The sequence below is a fragment of the Kitasatospora sp. GP82 genome (assembly GCF_029892105.1).
Taxonomy (GTDB): Bacteria; Actinomycetota; Actinomycetes; order Streptomycetales; family Streptomycetaceae; genus Kitasatospora.
Window position 1 is genome coordinate 107,868 of sequence record NZ_JARZAJ010000013.1, and the last position, 24,594, is coordinate 132,461.

The 24,594-nt window shown below is 72.1% G+C and carries 19 protein-coding genes; 10 read left to right on the forward strand and 9 right to left on the reverse strand.

Annotation, left to right across the window (positions count from 1 at the left end; genetic code table 11):
- The first annotated feature begins 20 nt into the window (after nt 1-20).
- On the forward strand, nt 21-1,781 hold the full coding sequence (locus P3T39_RS15785) for a beta-galactosidase (RefSeq protein WP_280698231.1): 1,761 nt from the start codon (nt 21-23) through the stop codon (nt 1,779-1,781).
- Nucleotides 1,782-2,052: 271 nt separating this feature from the next.
- On the opposite strand, the gene thpR is transcribed toward P3T39_RS15785, so the two are convergent.
- Nucleotides 2,053-2,646 carry an RNA 2',3'-cyclic phosphodiesterase gene (gene thpR / locus P3T39_RS15790; protein WP_280698232.1) on the reverse strand — a complete coding sequence of 198 codons (594 nt, stop codon included), beginning with the start codon at nt 2,644-2,646 and terminating at the stop codon, nt 2,053-2,055.
- A gap of 123 nt (nt 2,647-2,769) precedes the next feature.
- On the opposite strand from thpR, the gene P3T39_RS15795 reads away from it, so the two are divergent.
- Nucleotides 2,770-3,294 (forward strand): GNAT family N-acetyltransferase, encoded by a 525-nt coding sequence (locus P3T39_RS15795; protein WP_280698233.1) that lies wholly within the window; start codon nt 2,770-2,772, stop codon nt 3,292-3,294.
- 33 nt (nt 3,295-3,327) lie between these two features.
- On the opposite strand, the gene P3T39_RS15800 is transcribed toward P3T39_RS15795, so the two are convergent.
- Together P3T39_RS15800 and P3T39_RS15805 are read right to left on the reverse strand one after the other, a co-directional pair.
- The gene (locus tag P3T39_RS15800) at nt 3,328-4,611 is read right to left on the reverse strand and encodes an MFS transporter (RefSeq protein WP_280698378.1); all 1,284 of its coding nucleotides are present in this window, start codon (nt 4,609-4,611) and stop codon (nt 3,328-3,330) included.
- 387 nt (nt 4,612-4,998) lie between these two features.
- Complete coding sequence (locus P3T39_RS15805) at nt 4,999-5,433, reverse strand: MarR family transcriptional regulator (protein ID WP_280698234.1); 435 nt, start codon at nt 5,431-5,433, stop codon at nt 4,999-5,001.
- 252 nt (nt 5,434-5,685) lie between these two features.
- Between P3T39_RS15805 and P3T39_RS15810 the strand changes: the two genes are divergently transcribed.
- The gene (locus P3T39_RS15810; protein ID WP_280698235.1) at nt 5,686-6,456 is read left to right on the forward strand and encodes an MHYT domain-containing protein; all 771 of its coding nucleotides are present in this window, start codon (nt 5,686-5,688) and stop codon (nt 6,454-6,456) included.
- A 119-nt stretch (nt 6,457-6,575) separates the two neighbouring features.
- On the opposite strand, the gene P3T39_RS15815 is transcribed toward P3T39_RS15810, so the two are convergent.
- A complete protein-coding gene (locus P3T39_RS15815; protein ID WP_280698236.1) occupies nt 6,576-8,267 on the reverse strand; it encodes a hydrogenase maturation protein in 1,692 nt (563 codons plus the stop codon).
- Between the two features lie 479 nt (nt 8,268-8,746).
- Entirely contained in the window at nt 8,747-10,207 is a 1,461-nt protein-coding gene (locus P3T39_RS15820; RefSeq protein ID WP_280698237.1) for an NCS2 family permease, read from the reverse strand.
- Nucleotides 10,208-10,498: 291 nt separating this feature from the next.
- Here P3T39_RS15820 and P3T39_RS15825 point away from each other — a divergent pair, with 291 nt between their 5' ends.
- Nucleotides 10,499-10,780 (forward strand): DUF2530 domain-containing protein, encoded by a 282-nt coding sequence (locus P3T39_RS15825; RefSeq protein ID WP_280698239.1) that lies wholly within the window; start codon nt 10,499-10,501, stop codon nt 10,778-10,780.
- Between the two features lie 52 nt (nt 10,781-10,832).
- A complete protein-coding gene (locus P3T39_RS15830) occupies nt 10,833-13,328 on the forward strand; it encodes an HAD-IC family P-type ATPase (RefSeq protein ID WP_280698240.1) in 2,496 nt (831 codons plus the stop codon).
- Between the two features lie 80 nt (nt 13,329-13,408).
- Here the strand turns inward: P3T39_RS15830 and P3T39_RS15835 are convergent, their stop codons facing one another.
- Complete coding sequence (locus tag P3T39_RS15835) at nt 13,409-16,711, reverse strand: molecular chaperone Hsp90 (protein ID WP_280698242.1); 3,303 nt, start codon at nt 16,709-16,711, stop codon at nt 13,409-13,411.
- Between the two features lie 220 nt (nt 16,712-16,931).
- On the reverse strand, nt 16,932-17,813 hold the full coding sequence (locus P3T39_RS15840; RefSeq protein ID WP_280698379.1) for a DUF3027 domain-containing protein: 882 nt from the start codon (nt 17,811-17,813) through the stop codon (nt 16,932-16,934).
- Between the two features lie 682 nt (nt 17,814-18,495).
- Between P3T39_RS15840 and P3T39_RS15845 the strand changes: the two genes are divergently transcribed.
- The 4 genes from P3T39_RS15845 (at nt 18,496) to P3T39_RS15860 (ending at nt 22,090) form a co-directional block, all read left to right on the forward strand.
- A complete protein-coding gene (locus P3T39_RS15845) occupies nt 18,496-19,842 on the forward strand; it encodes an MFS transporter (RefSeq protein WP_280698380.1) in 1,347 nt (448 codons plus the stop codon).
- A 130-nt stretch (nt 19,843-19,972) separates the two neighbouring features.
- Nucleotides 19,973-20,509, forward strand: a complete 537-nt coding sequence (locus tag P3T39_RS15850) for a hypothetical protein (protein ID WP_280698244.1) — start codon at nt 19,973-19,975, stop codon at nt 20,507-20,509.
- Complete coding sequence (locus P3T39_RS15855) at nt 20,506-21,255, forward strand: futalosine hydrolase (protein WP_280698245.1); 750 nt, start codon at nt 20,506-20,508, stop codon at nt 21,253-21,255. The genes P3T39_RS15850 and P3T39_RS15855 overlap by 4 nt, the downstream gene beginning before the upstream one ends.
- Nucleotides 21,248-22,090, forward strand: a complete 843-nt coding sequence (locus tag P3T39_RS15860) for a 1,4-dihydroxy-6-naphthoate synthase (RefSeq protein ID WP_280698247.1) — start codon at nt 21,248-21,250, stop codon at nt 22,088-22,090. The genes P3T39_RS15855 and P3T39_RS15860 overlap by 8 nt, the downstream gene beginning before the upstream one ends.
- A gap of 79 nt (nt 22,091-22,169) precedes the next feature.
- On the opposite strand, the gene P3T39_RS15865 is transcribed toward P3T39_RS15860, so the two are convergent.
- Both P3T39_RS15865 and P3T39_RS15870 read right to left on the reverse strand, forming a co-directional pair.
- Nucleotides 22,170-22,553 carry a cold-shock protein gene (locus P3T39_RS15865; protein WP_280698250.1) on the reverse strand — a complete coding sequence of 128 codons (384 nt, stop codon included), beginning with the start codon at nt 22,551-22,553 and terminating at the stop codon, nt 22,170-22,172.
- Between the two features lie 428 nt (nt 22,554-22,981).
- On the reverse strand, nt 22,982-24,124 hold the full coding sequence (locus tag P3T39_RS15870) for an alpha/beta hydrolase-fold protein (RefSeq protein ID WP_280698251.1): 1,143 nt from the start codon (nt 24,122-24,124) through the stop codon (nt 22,982-22,984).
- A gap of 216 nt (nt 24,125-24,340) precedes the next feature.
- Between P3T39_RS15870 and P3T39_RS15875 the strand changes: the two genes are divergently transcribed.
- A complete protein-coding gene (locus tag P3T39_RS15875) occupies nt 24,341-24,574 on the forward strand; it encodes a hypothetical protein (protein ID WP_280698252.1) in 234 nt (77 codons plus the stop codon).
- Nucleotides 24,575-24,594: the final 20 nt, after the last annotated feature.

A 24,594-nucleotide genomic window follows, 5' to 3' on the forward strand; every position in this document is an offset into this window, starting at 1 on the left:
CGTTACCGCAGGCTGGGGGCATGCTCACCTACGACTCCGCGGGTTTTCGCCTCGACGGCCGGGCCCTGCGGATCCTCTCCGGCGCCATGCACTACTTCCGCACCCGCCCGCAGCAGTGGCCGCAGCGGCTGGCGGCACTGCGCGCGATGGGACTCAACACGGTCGAGACGTACGTCCCGTGGAACCTGCACGAGCCCAGGCCCGGCGACTTCCGGCGACTGGCGGAGCTGCCCGCCTTCCTGGACGAGGCGGACCGGCAGGGCCTGTGGGCGATCGTCCGGCCGGGACCGTACATCTGCGCCGAGTGGGACAACGGCGGGCTGCCCGGCTGGCTGACCGCCCGGGTCGGCCGGCGGGCCCGCACGAGCGACCCGGACTACCTGGCCGCCGTGGACGGCTTCTTCGACGCACTGCTGCCCGCCGTGGTGGAGCGCCAGGTGGACCGGGGCGGGAATGTCCTCATGGTCCAGGTGGAGAACGAGTACGGCTCCCACGGCAGCGACACCGGCCTGCTGCAATACCTCGCCGACGGGCTGCGCGGGCGCGGCATCACCGTACCGCTGTTCACCTCGGACGGCCCCGAGGACCACATGCTCACCGGGGGCACCCTGCCGGGAGTGCTCGCCACCGTGAACTTCGGCTCCGAGCCCGAGGCGGCCTTCGAGACACTGCGCCGCCACCGGCCGCAGGACCCGCTGTTCTGCATGGAGTACTGGAACGGCTGGTTCGACCACTGGGGCGGGCCGCACCACACCAGGGATGCCGCCGACGCCGCCGACACGCTGCGCCGGATCCTGGCGGCGGGCGCCTCGGTCAATCTCTACATGGCCCACGGCGGCAGCAACTTCGGTACGGGCGCGGGGGCCAACCACGCCGACCCGCCGTTCAACTCCACCGAGTGGACGCACTCGCCGTTCCAGCCGGTCACCACCTCGTACGACTACGACGCCCCGCTGGACGAGCGCGGGGCGCCGACGCCGAAGTACGAGCTGTTCCGCTCGGTGCTGGCCGAGTTCGCGGCCGAGCATCCCGAGGAGGTCCGGTTCCGCTCCGATCCCGGACCGCAACCTGCCGAGCTGCCGGAGCTGTTGGGCCCGGCCACGGTCGAGTTGGGCGAGAGCGCACCGATCCCGTTCGCCGCCCCGGTGGAGTCCGCCGTCCCGCCGTCCTTCGAGGAGCTCGGGCTGGAGCACGGCCTGGTCAGGTACACCTTCCGGGTGCCGGGTCCGCGTCCCGAACTCCAGCTCACCGTCGAGGGATTGCACGACCGGGCGACTCTGCTGGTGGACGGCGAGCGGGTCGCCGAGCTGGAGCGAGGCGTCGCACAGGACGGCATCCGGGTGGCCGGCGGCGCACTGGTCGAACTGCTGGTCGAATCCCTCGGCCGGGTGAACTACGGCCCGCACGTCGGGGATCCCAAGGGCATCACCGGGGGTGTCCGGCACGAGCGGCAGTATCTGCACGGCTGCCGGGCCGAGGTCTTCGACCTGGGCGAGCCGCTTCCCGAACTCTCCTTCGGCCAGGGCGGGTCGGGCCTGCTGCGCGGCGCGCTCACCCTGGAGGCGACCGGGGACACCTATCTCGCCGTCCCCGGCGGGCAGCACGGCTGCCTCTGGGTCAACGGGTTCCTGCTCGGCCGCTACGACGCCAGGGGCCCCCAGCTCACCCTGTACTGCCCGCAGCCGCTGCTGCACAGCGGCCGCAACGAACTGGTCCTGCTCGAACTCGGCGACGCCCGGCCGCACTCCGTCGAGCTGCGCACCGAGCCCGAGTTCGGCTGAGACCCTTGAGCCGCCTCTGTGCCCTACCGGGGGCCGCCCACCGGAGGGGGCACAGCGGCGGTGCGGGGTCAGCCTGCGGTGGCCAGCGTCAGACCGCAGGCGTCCAGGACCGGGTTGACCGGCTGGAGGTACGGGAGTCGAAGGCCGCGCCGCCACAGCTTTACCGGACCTCTGCCCCCGCGAAGTCCGGCTCTCCCGCCGGCCTCCGAGGATCCGCCCGCCGCCTGGCTTCACCTACCTGCCCCTGGATCGCTCGCCCTTGCCCCTACCGCTACGGGGCCTCCCAGCGGGCCAGCGGCCAGGTGTGCAGCCTCTCGTACCTGGCCGGGCCGAAGCCCAGGTCGCTGCGCATCAGGTGCAGTTCACCCGCCTCCCACTCGCGGCCCGCAAAGCCCTCCAGGCCGGCCGCCATGGCCTGCAACTCCCCCGGCGCGGAGCGCTGTTCCGCCCGGCGGCGGCCGTGCCTGGACCCGGCCCTGGCCAGGGTCAGGTGCGGGTGGAAGCCGTACTGGTCGGTCTCGATGCCGAGCTCGCCGACGCCCTCCCGGACGGCCTCCGCGAGCCGTCGCAGTGCCCAGGTCTCGCCCTCCACCCCGGCCCAGAGCACCCGGTCGCCGAAGCAGCCGCCGCCCGCCAGCCGCAGCCGGTGCGCGCCGTTCTCGGTCGCCGCCCGCCCGAGCACCTCCTCCAGCCCCGGCACGTCCAGCACCGGGACCTCGCCCAGGAATGCCAGCGTCAGATGCCATCCGTCGACACCCGTCCAGCGCAGCCGGTCCGCCCCGGGCATTTCGCGCAACGGCGCCATGGCGTCCACCAGTTCCTGCACTGCCTCCACCGGCGGGTCCACCGCCACAAAGAGCCTCATGCCCCCATCCTCCCGGTCGGGACCCGGCTGCGGCGTGCGCCCCGCTGGACCCACGGCCCCGTCCGTCCGGCGCCGCCTCGAAAAAGCTTCCGTTCAACGCCGCCGAGCGGATAGAACGTTCGCATGAAGATTCGCACTGGCGGCCCCGACGACTCGGCCGGCCTTCTCGAACTCCTCGACGGCGCCGTGGCCTGGCTGGTCTCCCTCGGCCGCACCGGCCAGTGGGGCGACCAGCCCTGGTCCAGCCGACCCCCCGCAGTCGACCGGGTCCACGCCTACACCAACGACGCCGACACCTTCCTGGTCCGGATCGCCGAGGACTCCGACGGCACCGCCATAGGCTGCTGTGTGCTCTCCGAGGAGGCGAACGAGTACGCCACCGCGGTCGAGGAGCGCGAGCTCTACGTCCGCAACCTGGTGACGGACCGCAGCCGTTCGGGCTCCGGCATCGGCAAGGCGCTGATCGCGGACGCGATCGAGGAGGCCCGCCGCCGCGGCATCGGCCTGCTGCGGGTGGACTGCTACGCCGGGGACGACCGCCGGCTGGTCGGCCAGTACCTGCGCCTCGGCTTCACCCCCACCGACACCTTCGAGGTGCAGCTGCCGAGCGGCCCCTGGCCGGGCCAGATCCTGGAGATCAGGATCTGAACCGGCGGCAGAGGCCGCAGTTCTGACCGCCTGTCAGCAGGCCGTCGCCAGCCGCTGCCTGGAAATGGCCCGCGGTACGACCGCGACAACTCGCCCGCCGCGCCCCGGGTGCAGGTCCACCCGCACCCGGAGGTCGGCCGCCCGCGCCAGCACCAGGCCGACCACGGCGGCGGCCACCGCGGACACCGCTCCGCAGGCCAACAGGCCCAGCCGGGGCCCGTACTCGTCGGTGACCCAGCCCACCAGCGGGGCACCGATCGGCGTACCGCCGGTGAACACCAGCACCAGCAGGCCCATCACGCGCCCCCGCATCTCGGGGTCGGTGGAGAGCTGGAGCATCGAGTTCACCGAGGTGTTGAAGGTGAGCCCGAAGACGCCGATCAGCGTCAGCAGCACCGCGAAGGTCCAGTAGTCGGACGCGAAGGCGGCCAGCACCTCCAGCGCACCGAAGGTCAGCGCCGCCACGACCAGTCGCCGCAGCCTGGGCGCACCGCGCCGCGCGGCCAGCAGCGCACCGGTCAGCGAACCGACCGCCATCGCGGTGTTCAGCAGACCGTACTCGCCCGCGCCGACCTTGAAGGTGTCGTACGCGAAACCCGACAGCAGGGTCGGGAAGTTGAATCCGAAGGTCCCGATGAACCCGGCCAGCACCATCGGCCAGAGCAGCTCCGGGCGCTCCTTCACATACCGCAGCCCCTCCCGGAGCTGCCCCTTCTCGCGCGAGATCGGCTCGGTCGGCCGCAGTTCGCTGGTGCGCATCGCCAGCAGACCGCCGATCACGGCGGCGAAGGAGAGCGCGTTGACGGCGAAGGCCCAGCCGCTGCCCACGGCGGCGATCAGCAGACCGGCCACCGCCGGGCCGACCAGCCGCGCGGTCTGGAAGTTGGCGGCGTTCAGGCTGACCGCGTTGGCCAGGTCCTTCGGGCCGACCATCTCGCTCACGAACGCCTGCCTGGTCGGGTTGTCCACCACGGTCACCAGGCCGAGCAGCAGCGCGAAGGCGTAGACGTAGTACGGCGTGACCGTGTCGGTGATGGTCATCAGGGCGAGACCCGCGGCCAGCAGGCCCATCACACCCTGGGTGACGACCAGCAGCCGACGCTTGGGCATCCGGTCGGCGAGCACGCCGCCATAGATCCCGAACAGCAGCATGGGCAGGAACTGCATCGCGGTGGTGACACCGACCGCGAACGGACTGCCGGTCAGGTTCAGCACCAGCCAGTCCTGGGCGATGCGCTGCATCCAGGTGCCGGTGTTGGAGACCACCTGGCCGACGAAGAAGTAGCGGTAGTTACGTATCCGCAGGGAGGAGAACATCCCCCCGGGCCGGGTGAAACGCGCCCCGGTAGGACCGGCAGGACCGGTGGAACCGGCAGGGTCTGCGGGGCTCGGCGCGGCGGTGGAGGCCGCCGCGGTGCGTTTGTCGGGGTCGTCGTCGCCGCTGCCGGGCAGTCCCACGGGCGTGGGTGCCTGGCTCTCGGCGGTGGCAGCGGTGGCGGCCGCCTTGTCGGTGGTGGAGTCGTCGGTTCGGATGGCGGCGGCGCTGGCTGCGACCGGCGGTGTCACGGTGGTCTCCCCTCGATGCGCGGCGGTCGTCAGGCAGACTGCCGCGCGGCTGGTGTCAGTTTTCGGTCCTGCGGTGATGCGGTGCTCCTTCTTCCGGTCCCGATGTGTCGATGCTGCTCGGCTGCGCCGCCCGCCCGCTCAGAGGTGGGCCAGCTTGTAGAGGATCGGCGCGGCCGCCCTGAGCTGCGCCCACTCCTCCTCGCTCAGCCCACCGGCCAGTTCGGCCAGCCAGGCGTTCCGGCGTCGGCGGCTCTCCGCAAGGATCGCCTCGGCCTGCTCGGTACTGCTGACGACCACCTGTCGGCGGTCCTCCGGGTGCGGCTCACGCCGTACCAGGCCCTTCTCCTCCAGCATCGCGATGATCCTGGTCATCGACGGCGGCTGGACGTGCTCGCGCCTGGCAAGCTCGCCGGGTGTGGCCCTGCCGCAGCGGGCGAGGGTGCCGAGCACCCCCATCTCGGTAGGACTCAGCGACTCCTCGACGCGCTGGTGTCGCAGTCGTCGGGCAAGGCGCATCGCGGACGACCGCAGCTGACTGACAGCTGCGAGGTCCTCCTCGGACATCTCGGGCATGTCCTTAGCCTATGTCATTACTCTCGCTAAGGAAAATGCATTGATCCACCCCGCCGAACGCCCCATACCGGCGAGTAAGCCTTAAGGGACGGTCAGGGCTTCGTGTCGAGCTCATGGCGCCGACGTGAAGTACCGCTCCTGAGCTGCGAGTTCACCGAAACCACCAACATTGCCCACACCGGGGACCGCCGTTATTGTGCCCGCTGTCAGGAACACGGCACACCGGCGTCCACCCAGTTCAGGGAGTTCCTCTTGGGTCACATCCACCATGCCGTCTACGGCTGGGCGACACCGGCGATCTCATACGTCGTCGCCTGTATCGGCGCCCTGCTGGCGCTTCGCAGCACCCGCTGGGCCCTGATCAGCGAGGGGCGTACCCGCCGCAACTGGCTGATCTTCGCATCCTTCTCGCTCGGCCTCGGCATCTGGAGCATGCACTTCATCGCCATGCTCGGCTTCAGCGTCTCGGGCGTGGAGATCCGCTACAACGTACCGCTGACGGTGCTCAGCCTGATCATCGCGATCGGGGTGGTCGGCGTCGGCCTGTTCACTGTCGGGTACAGCAACCGCCCGCTGCTCGCCCTGCCGGTCGGCGGTGTGACCACCGGGCTCGGCGTGGCGGCGATGCACTACATGGGGATGGCGGCGATGCGGCTGCCGGGCTCCCTCATGTACGACCACGTCCTGGTCTGGGCCTCCGTCGCCATCGCGATCTTCGCGGCCACCGCGGCGCTCTGGGCCGCGCTGAACATCCGGGGCACGCTCGCCGTGGCGGCGGCCGCGCCGGTGATGGGCGTGGCGGTCTGCGCGATGCACTACACGGGCATGGCTGCCATCTCGGTCAACCTCGACCCCAACGAGACCCCGCCCGGCGGCGTGGTCGGGCTGCAGTTCGTCTTCCCGCTCGCGGTCGGACTCGGCACCTACGTCTTCGCCAGCGCACTCGCCTTCGCCGTGGCCCCCAGCAAGAACGCGAGCCGCCCACCCGTCTTCACCGGACCGGTGGCCCCACTGCGCAGGTGAGGCAGCCCCCAAGGGGCAAGTGCGAGCAGATCAAGGGGCGCGGGGCTCTGCTCGATCAACTGCATGCGTTGATCGAGCAGGGCCCCGCGCCCCTACTGGTTGCCCATCTGCCCCTGGGGTCAGCCCAGGAGGTGGGTGGGGGTTGATGCCGGGCAGACCTTGTGGACGAAGTTGCGCCGCAGCGTGTGGTAGGGCTCCTGCGGGGACCAGAAGTTGTGACGCATCGCGGTCAACTCCTCGTCGCGGTAGGCCGCGAGCGGCTTGGCCTCCTCGTCCGCCGCACGTCGGCGCTTCTTCTCCAGCAGCCGCGCCGCCAGCTCCCCGTCCGCCGCCAGCGCCTCGGCCTGCCCTACCGCCCAGGCGCGGAACTCGGCCGCGCTCCCGGACTTCGTACGGTCCACCAGGCCGAGCGCCCTGGCCTGCCGGGCACCGACCGGCAGTGCCGCCGTGGTCAGGTGGGCCGCGATCTCGGTGCCGACCCGGCGCGGCAGGGTGTACGTCCAGTACTCGGAGCCGTGCAGGCCCATCAGCCGGTAGTGGGGATTGAGCACCGCCGACTCCCGGCACCACACCTCGTCCGCCGCGATCGCCAGCATCAGGCCGCCGGCCGCCGCGTTTCCGGCCAGGGCACTGACGGTGAGCTTGTGGTCGGTGGTGAGGATCGCCTCGACCAGGTCGTCCATGGCGTTGATGTTCTGCCAGGACTCCTCGGCGGGGTCGGCGGCGGCCTCGATCACGTTCAGATGGATGCCGTTGGAGAAGAAGTCCCGCGCCGGGCCGAGCACCAGCACCGAGGTGGGGCGGGCCGCCGCCTCCCGATAGGCGTCCAGCAGCCTTCGGCACTGTCCGGTGCTCATCGCCCCGCTGGGGAAGGCGAATTCGAGGTAGCCGACCTGGGCCTCCTCCCGGTACCTGATCTCCGCGAAGGTGTCCCGCCAGCCCGCCGCGATCGGCGTCAGCGGCGCCTCGGGAACGTCGGCGAGCAGGCCGCCGAGCACCTGGGCGGCGGGCAGCTTGAAGGTGACGGGACCGCCGGGTGTGCGGCGCGGGCGCAGCTGCGGGATCCACACCGCTCCGTCCACGGTGGCCCGGCAGATCGCGCCGTCCCGGGTCGCGATCACCGCGCCCGCCGCGCCGCGCAGTTCGTCCTCGGGGTGCCCGCCGTGCAGGAAGTACTCGCGTCCGTAGAGCTCGTCCAGCACACCGGGCTGCGAGTCGGCGGCCCGCAGCTTGCGCAGCACCGTCGCGGTGTCATCGGCCGCCCAGTCGATCCGTCTGAACTCCTGGGTGTGGTAGGGCCGCAGCCGTCCCTGGACGTCCGGGCGCGCGTAGTCGAGGGGCTCGGGCACGTGGTGCCCGCTCTGGAAGCGCTCGACCGCCAGCAGCACCGCCTCGACGGCCGCGTCGGACACCTCGTTGCGGTACAGCTCGCTCTTGCCGCACGCTGGTACGGGGTACGGCACCGAGGCCCAGATCGGCCCGGCGTCCATCTCGGCCACCGCCTGGAGCACGGTGACGCCCCACTGGGACGCGCCTTCGTGGATGGCCCAGTCGAGCGAGGACGGGCCCCGGTCGCCCTTGGGCCCCGGGTGCACGATCAGGACGGTGTGCTGCGACCAGATGTCCTCCGGTATCGCCCGGGTGAGCATCGGCGCCACGATCAGGTCGGGGCCGAAGCGGGCCACCCCGGCCCGTACCGGAGCGTCGCCGAGGGCGAGTTCGACTCCGACGGCATGGCCGCGTTCCCTCAGTTCGGTGTGGACGCGCTGAGTGAGGCTGTTGAACGCGCTGGCGATCAGCAGGATGCGCAAAGTGCCCCTCCGGCAGGTGTTGTCGGCTGCTGTGTGAAAGCCCTGCAAGTCCCCCGTGGATCCCCCGGATTGCGCCCGGCCCTCGACCGTCCCTCGGCTGTCGCCGCCATCAAGGACGGTACGCACGACCCGACTTCCCGTCACGGGTGCCGGCAGGGGCAGTTCCGGTTTTCGGCCGTACCACCGGCCGGGCGGGCCCATCCAACCATGGGCATGCACACGCAACAGCCGAAGATCGCGCCACCACCCCGACTCTCACCGCCCCTGCACAAACCCCCGACCAAACACCCGTCCGAACCCCAGAACGACCATCGACCAGGCCGTAGACGGCGGCTGCCCACTGCGCTGCGCCGCATTCCGGGAGTCGGCCCAATGACCCCCGTGACCGGGACCGTCCCCGGGCGGACCCGAGCCGTCGAACGCCGCGGGCCCCCTCCCGCACCGTGGCAGGAGGGGGCCCGCAGGCCGAGGGTCGCGGCTCAGCTGAGGCCGAGGGCCGGCATCAGGTAGTAGAAGGCGAAGACCGCCGCCACCGCGTACAGCGCGACCGGCACCGAGCGTCCCCGACCGGCGGCCAGGCGCAGGATGCAGAAGGTGATGAAGCCGAAGCCGATGCCGTTGGTGATGCTGTACGTGAACGGCATCATCACCATGGTCAGGAAGGCCGGGACGGCGATGGTGAAGTCGCTCCAGTCGATCTCCCTGATGGAGTTCGCCAGGATCAGGAAGCCGACGGTGACCAGCGCCGGGGTGGCCGCCTGAGCCGGGACCATGGTGGCCAGCGGAGTGAGGAAGAGCGCCGCCAGGAAGAGTGCGCCGGTGACGATCGAGGCGAAGCCGGTCCGTGCGCCCTCGCCGACGCCCGAGGTGGACTCGACGAAGCAGGTGTTGGCGGAGGAGGAGGTGGCACCACCGGCGGCGGTGGCGATGCCGTCGATCATCAGGATCTTGTTGATGCCGGGCAGGTCGCCCTTCTCGTCCAGCAGGTGCGCCTCGTCGGCGACGCCGAGGATGGTCCCCATCGCGTCGAAGAAGCACGACATCAGCACCGTGAAGACGAAGAGCACGCCGGTCAGGATGCCGACCTGGTGGAAGCCGCCGAACAGGCTGACCTTGCCGACCAGTCCGAAGTCGGGCGCGGAGACCGGGTTCCCCGGCCAGGCCGGGACGGTCAGGCCCCAGTGCATGGCCGGGATGGTCGCCACCCTGTCGATGATCACGGCGACGATCGTCATGGTGGCGATGGAGATCAGGATCGCGCCGGGCACCTTGCGGATCACCAGGACCAGAGTGAGCAGCAGGCCCAGAATGAAGATCAGGACCGGCCAGCCGTTGAGGTGGCTGTTGCCGCCGAGCTGGAGCGGGACGGTGGTGTGGGCGGCGTCGGGGATCCGGCTGATGAAGCCCGAGTCGACGAGACCGACCAGCGAGATGAACAGGCCGATACCGATCGCGATGGCCTTTCGCAGGCCGAGCGGCACCGCGCTCATGACCCGCTCGCGCAGACCGGTGGCGACCAGCAGCATGATCGCGAAACCGGCCAGCACCACCATGCCCATGGCGTCGGGCCAGGTCATCCTGGGCGCGAGCTGGAGGGCCACGATGGTGTTGACACCGAGCCCGGCGGCCAGGCCGATCGGGACGTTGCCGATCACACCCATCAGCAGGGTGGTGAGCCCGGCGGTGAGGGCGGTGGCGGTGACCAGCTGGGCGCTGTTCAGGTGGGTGCCGTTCATATCCGTGCCGCTGGCCAGGATGATCGGGTTGAGCACCAGGATGTACGCCATGGTGAAGAAGGTGGCGACACCGCCGCGGATCTCGCGCGGCACGCTGGAGCCGCGCTCGGAGATCCGGAAGTAGCGGTCCAGCAGACCCGTGGGGGTGGGCGCGGACTGGGAAGGCTCGGGCGACGTGGACGTCGGCTGGGCCAGCGGAGACATACGGGCGGTCCTCATCAGGTGGGGGCGGAGGAGGAGGGGTACCCGGAGCGACGGTGGCCGGGACCGCCGGGAGAGCCCGGGCGGTCAAGGCAACACGCCGGAGCTAACCGGAGCCTCAAGTATGTGTTCCTCGGTCGTGCACGCGCCATCTTCGCGCGTAGAAGGCATCCCTTACGATCACACCCCGTACCGCGTCCGCGCGGCACCCGGATCATTCGAAGATCGACTCCGCTCGGTCCACGGCCACCCGCAGCTCCTCCTCGCGCCGGCCTCCCCCGTACGCTTGGGGTCATGCCGAAGACCCCGCTGCGCCCCTCTCCCCCGCCGCTAGAGGCGAACGATGTCGCGATCGTCGGCGGCGGCACGGTGCTGTGGTTCGTCGCGTTCCTGGTACTGCTTCCGTTCCACAACTCGCTGCAGCGCAGCGGGCACGGCAACTGGCCCTGGATCTGTCTGGCCGGCGGCTGCCTCGGGCTGATCGGGCTCTGGTACTGCCGCGCCCGCAGGGATGCAATCAGGCGCAGCCGGGAGGCCGCCGATACCACCGAGCCCCCCGCCACTCGGTTGGACTGAATCACCCCGCAGTAGGGCGCACCGGACATATCACCCACCTAGAGTCGGTGCCATGACGCATCCGGCGGAAGAGACAGCGGACACCGGCCGGGGTTCGGCGGATCGGGGCTCCCACCCGCTGGGATCGGCCCCGGCGCAGCGCGGCGGACTGACGGCGGCGCAGGTTGCCGAGCGCGTCGCGCGCGGCGAGGTGAACGACGTACCGGTGCGCTCCAGCCGCTCCGTCCGCGAGATCGTCCGGGCCAATGTGCTCACCCGGTTCAACGCGATCATCGGGATCATGTTCGGCATCATCCTGGTCGTCGGGCCGATCCAGGACGGTCTCTTCGGCCTGGTGATCGTCGCCAACACCGGTATCGGCATCGTCCAGGAGCTGCGCGCCAAGAAGACCCTGGACGGCCTGGCACTGATCGGCGAGGCGAAACCGCAGGTCCGCCGCGACGGCGTCGCCCAGCAGGTCGCGGTGGCCGGGATCGTGCTGGACGACGCCGTACTGCTGGGCATCGGCGACAAGGTGATCGTGGACGGCCGGGTCACCGAGGCGGACGGCCTGGAGATCGACGAGTCACTGCTCACCGGCGAACCCGACCCCGTACTCAAGAACCCGGGCGACCAGGTGATGTCCGGCAGCTTCGTGGTCGCCGGGGCGGGCGCCTTCACCGCGACCAAGGTCGGCCGGGAGGCCTACGCGGCACAGCTGGCCGAGGAGGCGAGCCGGTTCACCCTGGTGCGGTCGGAGCTGCGCAGCGGTATCGACAGCATCCTGCGGTTCATCACCTATCTGCTGATCCCGGCGGCGATCGGCCTGATCGTCAGCCAGCTCGCGGTGGAGCGGCACGACTGGCGGGAGGCCGTCCGCCGGATGGTGGCCGGCATCGTGCCGATGGTGCCCGAGGGCTTGGTGCTGCTGACGTCGGTGGCCTTCGCGATCGGCGTGGTGCGGCTCGGGCGCAGGCAGTGCCTGGTGCAGGAGCTGCCCGCGATCGAGGGCCTGGCCCGGGTGGACACCGTCTGCCTGGACAAGACCGGCACCCTCACCGAGGGCGGCATGGACGTGGTCGAGCTGCGCCCGCTCGCCGCAGCACCGCTCGGCACCGCCCCCGACCACACGCTGCGCCCCGATGCGCCACTCGCCCGGCACGTCCTCACCGACCGGGGCGTCCTCCAGCAGGCGCTGGGCGCGATGGGCCGCGCGGACGCCCGCCCGAACCCCTCCATGCAGGCAGTGATCGACGCCTACGGCACCCCGGACGGCCAGGACGGCTGGCGGGTGCTGGAGGCGATGCCGTTCTCCTCCGCCCGCAAGTGGAGCGGAGTGCAGTTCCTGGAGCCGCACGGCACCGAGGCCAGCTGGCTGCTCGGCGCGCCCGACGTACTGCTGCCCGAGGACCACCCCGCCCTCGGCGAGGTGGACGAGCTGGGTGCCAAGGGCCTGCGGGTGCTCCTGCTGGGCCGCTCACCGCTCCCGCTGGACGCGCCGGACCCGGCGAGGCAGCTGGATCCGCTGGCCCTCGTGGTGCTCCAGCAGCGGCTGCGCGAGGACGCGGCCGACACCCTGCGCTACTTCGAGAGCCAGCGGGTCCAGGCGAAGGTGATCTCCGGCGACAGTGCGGTCTCGGTCGGTGCGGTCGCCTCCCATCTGGGCCTGCCGGGTGCCGAGCATCCCGTGGACGCCCGTACCCTGCCGAGCGACAGCGAGGAGCTGGCGGAGGTCGCCGACCGGGCCACCGTCTTCGGCCGGGTGAGCCCGCAGCAGAAGCGCGAGCTGGTGGGCGCGCTCCAGTCGCGCGGGCGCACGGTGGCGATGACCGGCGACGGCGTCAACGACGTACTGGCGCTCAAGGACGCCGACATCGGCGTGGCGATGGGCTCGGGCAGCGAGGCGACCAAGGCGGTGGCCCAGATCGTGCTGCTCAACGACAGCTTCGCCACCCTGCCGTCGGTGGTCGCCGAGGGCCGCCGGGTGATCGGCAACATCGAGCGGGTGGCCAACCTCTTCCTGGTGAAGACGGTCTACTCGGTGCTGCTGGCCCTGCTGGTGGTCATCTGCCATGTGCCGTACCCGTTCCTACCCCGGCACTCGACCGTGCTGAGCTCGCTGACCATCGGCGTCCCGGCCTTCTTCCTGGCCCTGGCACCCAACAACGAGCAGGCCAGGAGGGGTTTCGTCCGCCGGGTGCTGCGGCTGGCGGTGCCTGGCGGGGTCATCGCCGGTACGGCGACCTTCACGGCGTACATGCTGGCCCGGGCCGACCACGCGACCGAGCTGAAGGCGGACACCAGCGTGGCCACCCTGACCCTCTTCCTGGTGGCGATGTGGGTACTGGCGATGGTGGCCAGGCCGTACAACTGGTGGCGTCTGACGCTGATCGGCGCGATGGGCGGGGCGTTCGCGCTGGTGCTGCTGGTGCCGTGGCTGTCGGACTTCTTCCAGCTCTCGCTGGTGGGTACGCGTGATCCGCTCACCGGAGTGGGCATCGCCGTGACGGCGGGGATTCTGCTGGAGGTGGTCTGGCGGGTGATCGTCCGCCGGACGGACGAGAGTTGATCAGGGGCAAGGGCCAGCCAGACAGGGGTGCGGGGCTCTGTCTGGCTGGTCCTTGCCCCTGAAAGGCGGGTCGGCCTTGCTCAGGACTCGAAGTCGCGGGCGGCGAGCAGTTCGTAGGCCCGGTCGGGTTCGGTGAGGGCGGCCAGGATCTCGAAGCGGCGGTGCCACTGGCCGACCGACCAGGCGAGTCCGGCGGCCAGGCCCTCGGGGGTGGCCGCGTGCAGCAGCCCCGGCACCGGCGGGACGTCGAACTCGTCGTCCTCGTCAGCCGCTTCGGTGCTTTCGGGGTCGTACGGGAGCTCGGGTGCGGTGGCGGCGGTGTCCCAGCGCCAGCCGATCGCGGCCTCCTCGCCGTTCGGGCCGACCACCAGCAGTTCCTCGTGCTCCTCGTACACGGCGGGGCAGCCGGGCAGCAACTCCCGCACCACGGCCGGGGTTCGGTGCAGGGTGCCCTCGGAGAGGACCCGGCCGCCCGCGACCTCGCTGGCCAGCGAGACATGCAGTCGCTCGGCGAGTTCGGCGGCCCGCTCGGGGGCGACGGGCAACACCGGGTGGTCGTGCAGGAGTTCGACCAGGTCGGGGGCGTCCGCGACGACGGCTTCGGTGGCGTCCACGATCACCGTGCCGTCGGGGCGGCGGCCGGTGTCCGCATCCAGCGGAGGAACGGCCCTGACCTCGTCCAGCGACTCGATCCGATCGGCCGGAAGGGCGGCCAGCACACTGTAGATGCCGTGCAGTTGACGGTGGGTCACCTGTGCGGACGGCTCGACCAGCCGGTCCAGCACCTCGTCGGGGCCGTGCGGTTCGGCGAGCAGCGCGGCGAGCGTGGTGCGCACGCCCAGGGCGTGCAGGAAGGGCTCGTCCAGAGCGGTACGGGCCTCCTCGTAGAGGCCGCGCAGCAGCGGGTCGGCACCGGCGGCGCGCAGCCCGGCGGGCTCGCGCCCGTCCAGCACCGGGTGGTCGCGCAGCCACCAGGCGGTGTACGGCGGCAGATCGGCGTACGAGCCGTCGGGCAGCAGGGTGCGTACGGGATTGACGACCGCGTCACGGTACGGCGGGCGGGCCAGCAGGGCGAGTGCCTCGGGCCAGGCGTCGTCGTCGATGAGGTCGAGGTCGCGGACGGCCAGCAGCTCGGCGGCGACCGGCGGCACCCCCAACTCGCCGTCGTCGTCGACGTGCAGGGCCTCCAGGGTGTCCTCGCACCACTCGGCGAGGCCGTCGGGGGCCTCGTCCAGCAGGCCGGTGGGGCGACCGCCGGCGGCCCGGTCGGCAGGGGCGGTGGGGTCGAGCCGCTCCAGGTCGTCCGGGTCGAGCACCACGTCCTCGGCCCGCACCAGCACAAAGGTGCTCAACACACCTGCGGCGGAAAGGACTTCGGGCCCCCAGCGCTCCAGCAGGTCCTCGTCCACGTACCCGGCGTCGTCCTCCCGGGCGAGGGCGGCGAGCTGGCTGTCGGGGAGGATCAGTTCACCGGCGCGGGTGAGTTCGCCCTCGTCGTCCGGCAGGGCGAGCCGGGCCAGCCACGGGTGGTCGCCGGGGGTGGCCTCGGCGGCCTTGACCAGGGCCAGGACGGCGTCGGCCAGATCGACCGCGGCGTCGAAGTCGTCCTCGCCGAGTTCCAGCGAGCGGGCGACGGCGGCGCGCACCTCGGGGGTGTCCAACACCCCTGCGGGGGTCGCGGTGTTGGCGCCGAGCTTGGCCAGCAGCGGATGGGCGGCCTCGGGGTGGGCGAGGCGCAGGTCGAGCAGGCCGAGCGCCTCGGCGAGGGTGTCGGGGTAGCCCTCGTACCCGGCCCAGTCGGCGGCGTCGGAGGGCAGCAGGACACGGCGCGGCCCGGTGACGGTACGGCCGTCGGCGAGCGGGACGGGCAGCGCGCCGAGCGCCTCCGGGTCGGCCCCGGCCAGTGCCGCGTACAGGTTGCGCCACCAGGCGGGTTCCCGCTCCAGGCCGCCGAGCTGGTCGACCACCTCGGCCAGCGGCACCCGGCGCACCCCCAGCACCCGCAGCTCGCTGCGGCGCTCCAGACCGGCGGGCAGCAGGCCGGGGAAGATCGGGGCGAGCGCCTCGACCACGGAGCGGTCCGCGCCCTCCAACAGCGTTGCGTCGCGCGGGCGGAGCGCGGGTGTGCCCTCCTCGACGGGGGCGGGGTGCGGCAGGAAGGGTGTGCCGGGCAGGCGGTCGATGATCGCCGCCCGCAGCGCGTTGTCCAGCGCGCCCTGGCCGAGCGGGCCGGGAACGAGCGAGAGCGAGCCCAGGTCGGCGCCCCGGGCCCGCAGCAGGTCGGTGTAGGCGTCGGCGGCTCGCTCGGTGAGGAAGTCGGTGAGTGGCCCGGGGGCGACGTGTCGCCGGGTCGGGTCGAGCGGGTACCCGGCGATCAGCAGCGCGGGCACACCGAGCGGTTCGTCGCTCGGGGTCGGGGCGTGCACCACCGGCAGGGTGCGCAGCGGCTGCGGCGTACCGTCCGCATCGACCGGGACGGCCCAGGTCACCGTCCAGTACGGGCGGGCGCGCTCCTCGGTCGGCCGGTCGGCGAGCAGCTCGGCCGCGGTGGCGCCGGAGAGGGTGACGGTCTGCCACACGGCCTCGGCACCGTTGTCCGTGAGGGTGACGGTGGTGATGCCGTCGGGCCGCTGCGGGGCGGCACTGCGGCTGAGGGTACGGGTGCCGTCCGGCGTCTCCACGACGATCTCGGCCAGACCCGGGAGGGTCAGCAGCAGGGCGTCATCGATCTCGGCGAGCAGTCGGCGGGTCAGATCCTCGGCGGCGGTGTCGCGCAGCGGGAGGACCACCACGGTGTCGTACCCCTCGGGCGCGGCGCCCTCGGCGGGAAACGGCAGCCGCAGCAGCGGGACATGGCCCTCGCGGCGGCGCAGCTCCTCGGCCAGCTCGGGCCTGGCCCCGGTGAGCGCGTACGCCTCGGCCAGCGACCAGCGGACACTGCCGTGGGCACCGAGCACGGCGGGCTCGTCGGTGACGGCCAGGACGGCGGAGAAGCCGACACCGAAGCGGCCGACGGTGGCCGTCTCCTCGGCGTACCCGGCGCGCTTGGCCGAGGCCCGCAGCGTGGAGAGCGACTCGACGGCGGTGGCGTCCAGCGGGGCGCCGGTGTTGGCGGCGGCGAGCACACCGTCGCGCAGGGTCAGCCGCAGGCGTCCGGGCGCCGCACCGGAGCGTGCGGCGGCGTCGGCCGCGTTCTGGGCCAGCTCGACGATCAGCCGGTCGCGGTACCCGCCGAGAGCCAGCTCCTCCTCCGCGTTGGCGTCCTCCCTGAACCGGGCGGGCGCGGCCGTCCACGCCTCCAGGACCCGGCGGCGCAGCCCGGCCGTGTCGAAGACGTCAGGGGCCTGTTCGTCCGTACCGCTGCCGATGATCCGAGGCTCCACTTGCCCTGCCGCCTTCCGCCGTCTGCACCCTGCCCTGCGTACGGTGGGCATTCTCCCTCGCCCGGCGGCCCGCCACCGACCAGGGGCGCGGGAACGGCCTTCCGGCCGCGGGTTTCTCAAGGGGCTCGGGGAACTGCGAGCTTCTCAAGGGGCTCGGGCGGGTTTCTCAAGGGGCGCGCGCCCCTGAAAACCCCAGCCGTTCCCGCGTGGCCGGCGGAGCCTAGGAGTGGCCGAGTTCCTCGGCGGGCGCGTCCGGCTCGACCGAGCCGCTGGAGCGGTCGGGGTGGAGCTGGAGCGGCTCGACCTTCAGCTCGTCCAGGATCAGCTCGGACGGGACGGGCGGTGCGGGCAGCACGGCCGCCTCGGAGTGCCCGCCACAGCCATAGGCGAGCGAGACGACCTGGCCGTCGGCCGGGCCGAACTCGTTGCCGCAGATGCCGAACGCCTGACCGAGCGAGCCGCCGATCGGAATCAGGAAGCCACAGCTGCTGCAGTGCGCCGGGGCGGCCTGCGCCATCGGCGTCTGCGGGCCGTACGCGGTCTCCCAGCGGTCGGCGGCCAGGTGCAGGCCGAGCCGGGAGAGCACGCGGGGACGGCCCATACCGAGCTCGTCGGCCAAGGCACCGATCTCGGCGCGGGCGGGCGCGGCCTGGACGCCGGTGTCGGCGACCACCACGTCCTCCTCGGCGGCCAGCGCGACGGCGGAGTTCGGGGCGGGCTCGTCCTCGCCCGTCCAGCCGGGCTCCAGGCGCAGGTCGTCCGCGCCGGTCGGCAGCAGGTCGCCGGGGCCGAGGTCGCCTGGGCGCAGCCGCTCGCTCCACGGCACCCACTGGGGGGCCAGCACGGCGTCCTGGCCCGGCAGCAGGACGACCTCGTCCAGGGTGACGTTCTTGGCACGCGGGGCCCGGGCCACGGTGACCGCCCAGTGCCAGCCTCGGTACGCCGCGTCCAGGCACTCGAAGGTATGGGTCACAACCCGGTCGGCGTCCGCCTGGGCACCGAGGTGGTCGCCCACGGTCTCGGTACCGACGGCGTCGACAGCGGCCTGGCGGGCGAGCTCGACGGCCTCGGCACAGAGCCGGTCGGGGGTACGGCTTCGCATCGCAGCACTCACGGCGTCGATTCTCTCCCAGTTCTGTTGCCTGCGGTCCATTGCCGACGGTCTCTTGCCGGCGTTCCATCGCCCGCTCCGTCGCGGTCGCACATCGCGGCCGGACTCGAAGAGGTTTTCGGGAGAACCTCCCGAAAGAAGGCTCCGAGAACCCTCACCGGACCATGCCACGAGTTCCGGCCCCGCTGGGTACCGTGCTTCCCATTCTGCGTGACCCGGCACCGGTGCGGGGACCGGCCGCGCCGCCCACCGGGCTGCGCACACGCGAACTGCAGGCTACCCGCCGGTCGGCCCCCTGGGACAGTCCGGTGCCCGGCTCCTGACAGAGCCGCGCCGATTGGCGCCGCTTCCCTCGTACGGTGGGGGTTTGTCGGGCAGGATGACGTATGTGGCGGACGAGACCCCGTCGCAGCACGCACTGCACGACCAGCAGGCCAACGGCACCCCGGATACGGACGCGGAGCCGGCCGGCGTGCCGCGACAGCAGCACCCGGTCCCCCCTGCGGACGGCAGCGAGCCGCCGCCGGAGGACGGCTCGCCCTCGCCCGGGTCCTCACCGGCCGAGCTTTCACCACCCGAACATTCTCCCACCGAGGACGGTCGCGCTGCGGCCGGTCCCACCGCGGGCGACGACGATCCCGCGGCCGCCGCCGGGACCCACCGCAATTTCCTGGTGCGCGGCGCGTCCGCCGCCGGGCTCCGCACCGGCCGGGTGGTCCACGGCACCGGCCGGCGGATCCGGCGGGCGACGGCCGCCGAGGGCGCGGGCGAGTCGGGGCTCGCGAAGCTGATCGAACTGCACGCACTGAACTCCTTCGGCGACATGCTGATCACCGTCGCGCTGGCCTCGACCATCTTCTTCTCCGTCCCGACCGGCGAGGCCCGGGGCCGGGTGGCGCTCTACCTGCTGATCACCATGGCCCCGTTCGCGCTGCTGGCCCCGGTGATCGGCCCGCTGCTGGACCGGATGCCGCACGGCCGCCGCTCCGCGATGGCGATGGCGATGCTGGTCCGCGCCCTACTGGCCTGGACCATGGCCGGCACGGTCGCGAACGGCGGGCTCGCGCTCTACCCCGAGGCGCTGGGCGTGCTGGTGGCGTCCAAGGCGTACGGCGTGGTGCGCAGCGTGGTGGTGCCCCGGCTGCTGCCGCCTCAGCTGTCGCTGGTGAAGGCGAACTCCCGGGTGACACTGGCCGGGCTGCTGGCCACCGGCCTGGCGGCGGGGCTCGGCGGACTGCTGCACCTGATCGGCCCCGGCTGGCCGCTGCGCGGGGCCTTGCTGGTCTTCGTGATCGGCACCCTGATGGCCTTCCATCTGCCGCACAAGGTGGACTCCGCCAAGGGCGAGCAGCGCGCCCTGCTGCACTCCGACGAGGAGCACCCCGTGCTGCCCGCTGACGTGGTGCTGCTCCCGGAGAAGGCGACGCTGCGCACCGTCGGCCCGTCGGTGGTCCTCGCGCTGCGTGCGATGGCGACGCTGCGGGCCCTGGTCGGCTTCCTGGTGATGTTCCTGGCCTTCCTGCTGCGCGAGGACCCGGTGGGCGGGCTGGCGCCGACCGTGAGCCTGGGCATCGTCGCGGTGGCGGCGGGCACCGGCAACGCCCTCGGTTCGGTGTTCGGCTCCTGGCTGCGCACCAGGGGCTCGGAGGCCACCGTGACGGTGATGCTGCTGCTGGCCACGCTGGCGGCGGGCTCGTCGGCGCTCTGGTACGGGCTGCCGACGGTCGCCCTGGTGGCGGGCGCGGCCGGAGTGGCGGCCTCGCTCGGCAAACTGGCGCTCGACGCGCTGATCCAGCGGGACGTCCCGGAGACGGTGCGGACCTCGGCCTTCGCCCGCTCCGAGACGCTGCTCCAGCTCTCCTGGGTGGCGGGCGGGGCGGTGGGCATCATGCTGCCGCTGGACGGTGCGATCGGGCTCTCGGTGGCGGCCGGGATGGTCGGCATGATGCTGCTGTGGACGCTGCGGGCACTCGTCAAGGTCGGCCTGCGCGGCCCGGCGACCCGTCCCAGGGTCGCCTAGAGGTTTTCAGGGGCGCGGGGCCCCTTGAGAGACCCGCCCTCGCCCGGAAAGCTCGTTCACATGACACGGGCGGGGGAGACTTGGCCACCCGCGCGCACCTTGATCGGGGATGCCCGGTAGATTCATGCCCATGAGCCTCAGCACCCGTGTCATCGCCGCCGTCGGCGCCGTCGTCGTGATCGGCGCCGGCACGGTCGGAGTGTCCATCGCGCACGCCAACAGCGAGGGCAAGCCCGAGAAGCCGCTGGCCACCCTGGTGGTCGGCCGGTCCTCGATCCACGCCGGCCCGACCTGCTACAACGACGGCAAGCCCCTGAGCAAGGACGACATCGCCAACTGCCAGGCCAACGCCAAGAAGGCCGGCGACGAGGGCAAGCTGCCGAAGTCCGACGTGACCAGCAGCGACCGGATCGGCGTCGGCGTCGACCCGGAGGTCGGCGACAAGGGCTGGTGGGCCGCGACCGACGGCGGCCAGGGCCAGGCCCAGCTCGCCTCGCTGCGCACCGGCTCGACCTTCTCCGGCCTCCAGGCCGCGCCCGCACTGCTCTCCACCAGCAGCGAGAACACCCGGGTGACCGTGGTCGAGAACGACGCAAAGACCGGCGACATCGTCGCCGCCTGGTTCTTCGACCTCAAGAACAAGGGCTTCGTCCCGACCGCCCAGTGACACAGCGCCCGTTCGACGACGAGCAGCCGGGAGCGCATCCCGCCCGGCTGCTCGTCGTCGTCGCCGTCCAGGCGGAGGCCGAGGCGGTGCTGCGCGGGCTCCAGGAGGGCGCCAGGACGCTCCCCGTGCCCGGTGGTGAGCTGCACCGGGGCGAGCACGCCTGCGGGGTGCCGGTGGACGTCCTGGTCGGCGGCGTCGGCCCGGCGGCCGTGGCGGCCGCGACCGCGAGCCTGCCCTGGCTGCACCGGTACGAGCTGGTGGTCTCCGCCGGGATCGCGGGCGGCTTCGCCCCGCGTGCACCGATCGGCTCGATCGTGATCGCCGACGAGATCGTGGCCGCCGACCTCGGCGCGCAGACCCCCGAGGGTTTCTCCGACGTCGCCGAGCTGGGTTTCGGCAGCGTCCGCCACACGCCACCGCCCGCCGCCGTCCGCCTCGCCGCCCAGGCGCTGGACGCCGCGAGCGGGACGGTACTGACCGTCTCCACCGTCACCGGCAGCGCCGGGCGCGCGGCCGAGCTTACGGACCGCCACCCGCAGGCGCTGGCCGAGGCGATGGAGGGGTTCGGGGTCGCCGAGGCAGCCGCTCGGCACGGCGTGCCGGCGTTCGAACTGCGCACGGTCTCCAACGCCGTCGGCCCGCGCGACCGCTCCGCCTGGCGCATCGGCGAGGCGCTCGGTGCGCTCGAGCGGGCCTTTCTGCACCTGCCGTACCCGGAGCTGCTCCAGGAGGTCGAACGTGGCTGAGCCCCTGCGGATCGCCTACTCCCCCTGCCCCAACGACACCTTCGTCTTCCACGCCTGGGCCCACGACCTGGTCCCCGGCGCGGCGGCACCCGAGGTGACCTTTGCGGACATCGACATCACCAACGGCCTCGCGGAGCGCGGGGAACTGGACGTACTGAAGATCAGCTACGGCCAGCTGCCCTGGGTGCTGGACGAGTACGCGCTGCTGCCCTGCGGCGGCGCGCTGGGGCGGGGCTGCGGACCGCTGGTGCTCGTCCGCGAGCCGGGCGCGGACCTGACGGGCCGCCGGGTCGCGGTACCAAGCGAGCGCTCGACGGCCTATCTGCTCTTCCGGCTCTGGGCCGCCAAGGCGGTGCCCGGAGGATTCGGGGAGATCGTGGTGCTGCCGTTCCACGAGATCATGCCCGCCGTCCGGGACGGACGGGTGGACGCCGGCCTGGTGATCCACGAGGCCCGGTTCACCTACCGGCAGTACGGCCTGCACAAGCTGGCCGACATGGGCGAGGCGTGGGAGCAGGAGACCGGTCTGCCGATCCCGCTGGGCGCGATCATCGCCCGGCGCTCGCTGGGCACGGAGCGGCTGCGCGAGCTCGCCGAGACCGTCCGCGCCTCCGTCCGGCTGGCCTGGGAGGACCCGGCGGCGTCCCGCGCGTATGTGCTGGAGCACGCCCAGGAGATGGACCCGGACGTGGCGGACCAGCACATCGCGCTCTACGTCAACGAGTTCACGGCCGACCTGGGCGAGGACGGGTACGCGGCCGTGCACGGCCTGCTCACCCGGGCCGCCGCCGAGGGGCTGGTCCCCGCGATCGACCCGGGCGCACTGGCCTTCTGACGCCCTCCCGCGCAAGCGCCGGGGGGTGCGAGGAACCGAGCCCGGTCGGGCTCGGTTCACCGTGCTGCGGGGCCGGGTGTCAGATGTCGAACTGGTCGGCGACCGCGCGCAGCAGCACCGCCAGCTTCTGCCCGGTGGGCTTTGCCGGGTAGCGGCCGCGCTGCAGGCCGGGCAGGACGTCGTCCAGGGTGGTGATCAGGTCCTGCACGATCGGCGCCATGTCGTCCGCGCTGCGGCGCTGCGCGGCGGCCACCGAGGGCAGTGCCTCCAGCAGGGTGACGGCCATCGCCTGGTCGCCCCGGTGGCCGGCGACGACACCGAACTCGACCCGCTGGCCCGGCCGGAGCGAGGTGACCCCGGCAGGCAGCGCCTTGGTGTGGACGAAGACGTCCCCGCCGTCGTCGCGTGACAGGAAGCCGAAACCCTTCGTCTCGTTGAACCACTTGACCTGACCGGTGGGCATCTCGAACAGTCCTCGGTGGGGTGCGGGGCGATCGTGGCAGTCAAGCCAGTGATCACCGGGTGGATGGCGAGCCGACCGCATGGACGGACGGGCCGGACTCGATCTGCGGACTAATGATCCGTCAGCGGCTCAACCGCTCACAGCCGGACAGGGGATTGCCTGAGGCGCCGCGCCGGAGATCCGTGCACTGTCGGTGCGTGCGCTGCTGGTGCATCGGCCGCCGCCCCGGGCCTGGCGCGGCCAGGGCGCGGCATCGCGCTGTCCATGGCTCACACCCCCGGTTGGGAAAGCGGGGCGTCCGGACGGCCCCGTGCGTTGGCTGCATACCCTGGTCAACGGGAGGGCGAAACTCCCAGTTCCTGGAGAACTGCATGCAGTGACGGAGACGTTCGGCGGCCGGGGGCCCGCCGGGAGCTCGAACGAGCGGCTCAGGCGGGGGCGTTGAGGTGCTGGCCGAGCCAGCCGAGCGAGGCCGGGAGCATCCGGGACCAGGTGTTGAAGTTGTGGCCGCCGGTGTCCAGGGTGATCGAGGAGACCCTCGTCTGGCTGCCCTTGGCGGCCTTGATGAACTTCTCGGTGGTCGAGTAGTAGTCCCCGTCGCCCTCCTTGCTGCCGCCGACCAGCAGCGTGACCGCGGGCTTGGGCAGGTGGGCCATCCGCCAGCCCAGGTCGGCCTGGTTGCGGCGGTCCTTGCTGCCGGCGAACAGGTCACCGGTGGTGGGGTCCTCGGCGGCCTTGTAGTAGCCGGAGAGCGAGACCGCGGTGGAGAAGACGTCCGGGTGCTTCATCGACAGCTTGAGCGCGCAGTAGCCGCCGGTGGAGTTGCCGATCACGCCGAAGCTGCGGGGCCCCTCCCCGATCCGGTAGGAGCTGCGGATCGCCTGCGGGACGTCCTTGGCGAAGTACGACTCGGCCTGCGGGCCGCCCGGGATGTCCTCGCACTCGGTGTCGCGCGGCATCGCCGGCGACGGGCGCATCATCACCAGGACGGTCGGGTTGGTCTTGCCGTCCTTGATCGACTGGAGCTCGGTGGAGGGGTAGTTGAGCTTGGTGATCAGGTTCTTGGCGTCACCGGGGAAACCGGTGATGGCGATCGCCGCCGCGAACCTCTTGTTCGCGTAGTCCGGCTGGAAGTACTGCGGCGGCAGGTAGACGTAGCCCTCGGTGGACAGCCCGGTGCCCGCCCCCGGGATGCGGATCTTCTCCAGCTTGCCGACCATGGCCGGGTCACGGCCCACGGTGTTGGCGCCGCGTACGTTCTCGTTGGAGATCTGCTGGATGCCGGGGCGGCCTCCACCGGAGAGCGCGTTCCGGTCCTGTATGGTCACCGGGCCGTTGTTGCTGGTCCCCAGCAGGTCCGCCCAACTGCTGTAGAAGGCGAAGTAGTTGTTGGCCACCAGGCCGATGGTGCACATCACGACGAGCTGCGTGCCCACGATGGTGCCGACCCGGCCCGCGACGGCGACCCAGGAGCGCTTGGCGAGCCGGGGCCACACCCAGACCGTGCCGGCGATCATCAGAATCGAGATCAGCGCGGACAGCGCCAGCACCTTGTGACTGGTCAGACCCATGCGTCGTTACGCCCCTGCTCCACCGTTGCCAATACCCCACCCGGCGCTCGGCACGGGATCGACCCGCCACAGCACCGGCATTCTCCTAGGGTGCCTGAGAGTTTGCTGGGAGGCCTGAGCGCCAGGGGTGAGCCTACCCCCGCCGATCAGCGGGGGTAGGCGGGGTCTGCGACACTGGACCGTCGATCCGAGCCGGACCCAGCTGGAGGAGCGGGCATGAGCAGCACCACGGACCCCGGCGACGGCCTGATCCGGGGCGGGGCGATCGTCTTCCTCGTCGGTTCGATCGCCACCATCGTGACGTTCGTCCCCCTCTTCTTCGATCTGCCGCGCTTCCCGAGCATCGCGTACTGGGTCTGCATGCTGATGCCGGCCGGCTTCCTGCTCTCGCTCGGCGGACTGCTCCGCTCGGCCCGCGCACAGCGCCGCCGGGCCCGCGCCTCGGCCTAGGGCCTGTGGCAGTACCGCTG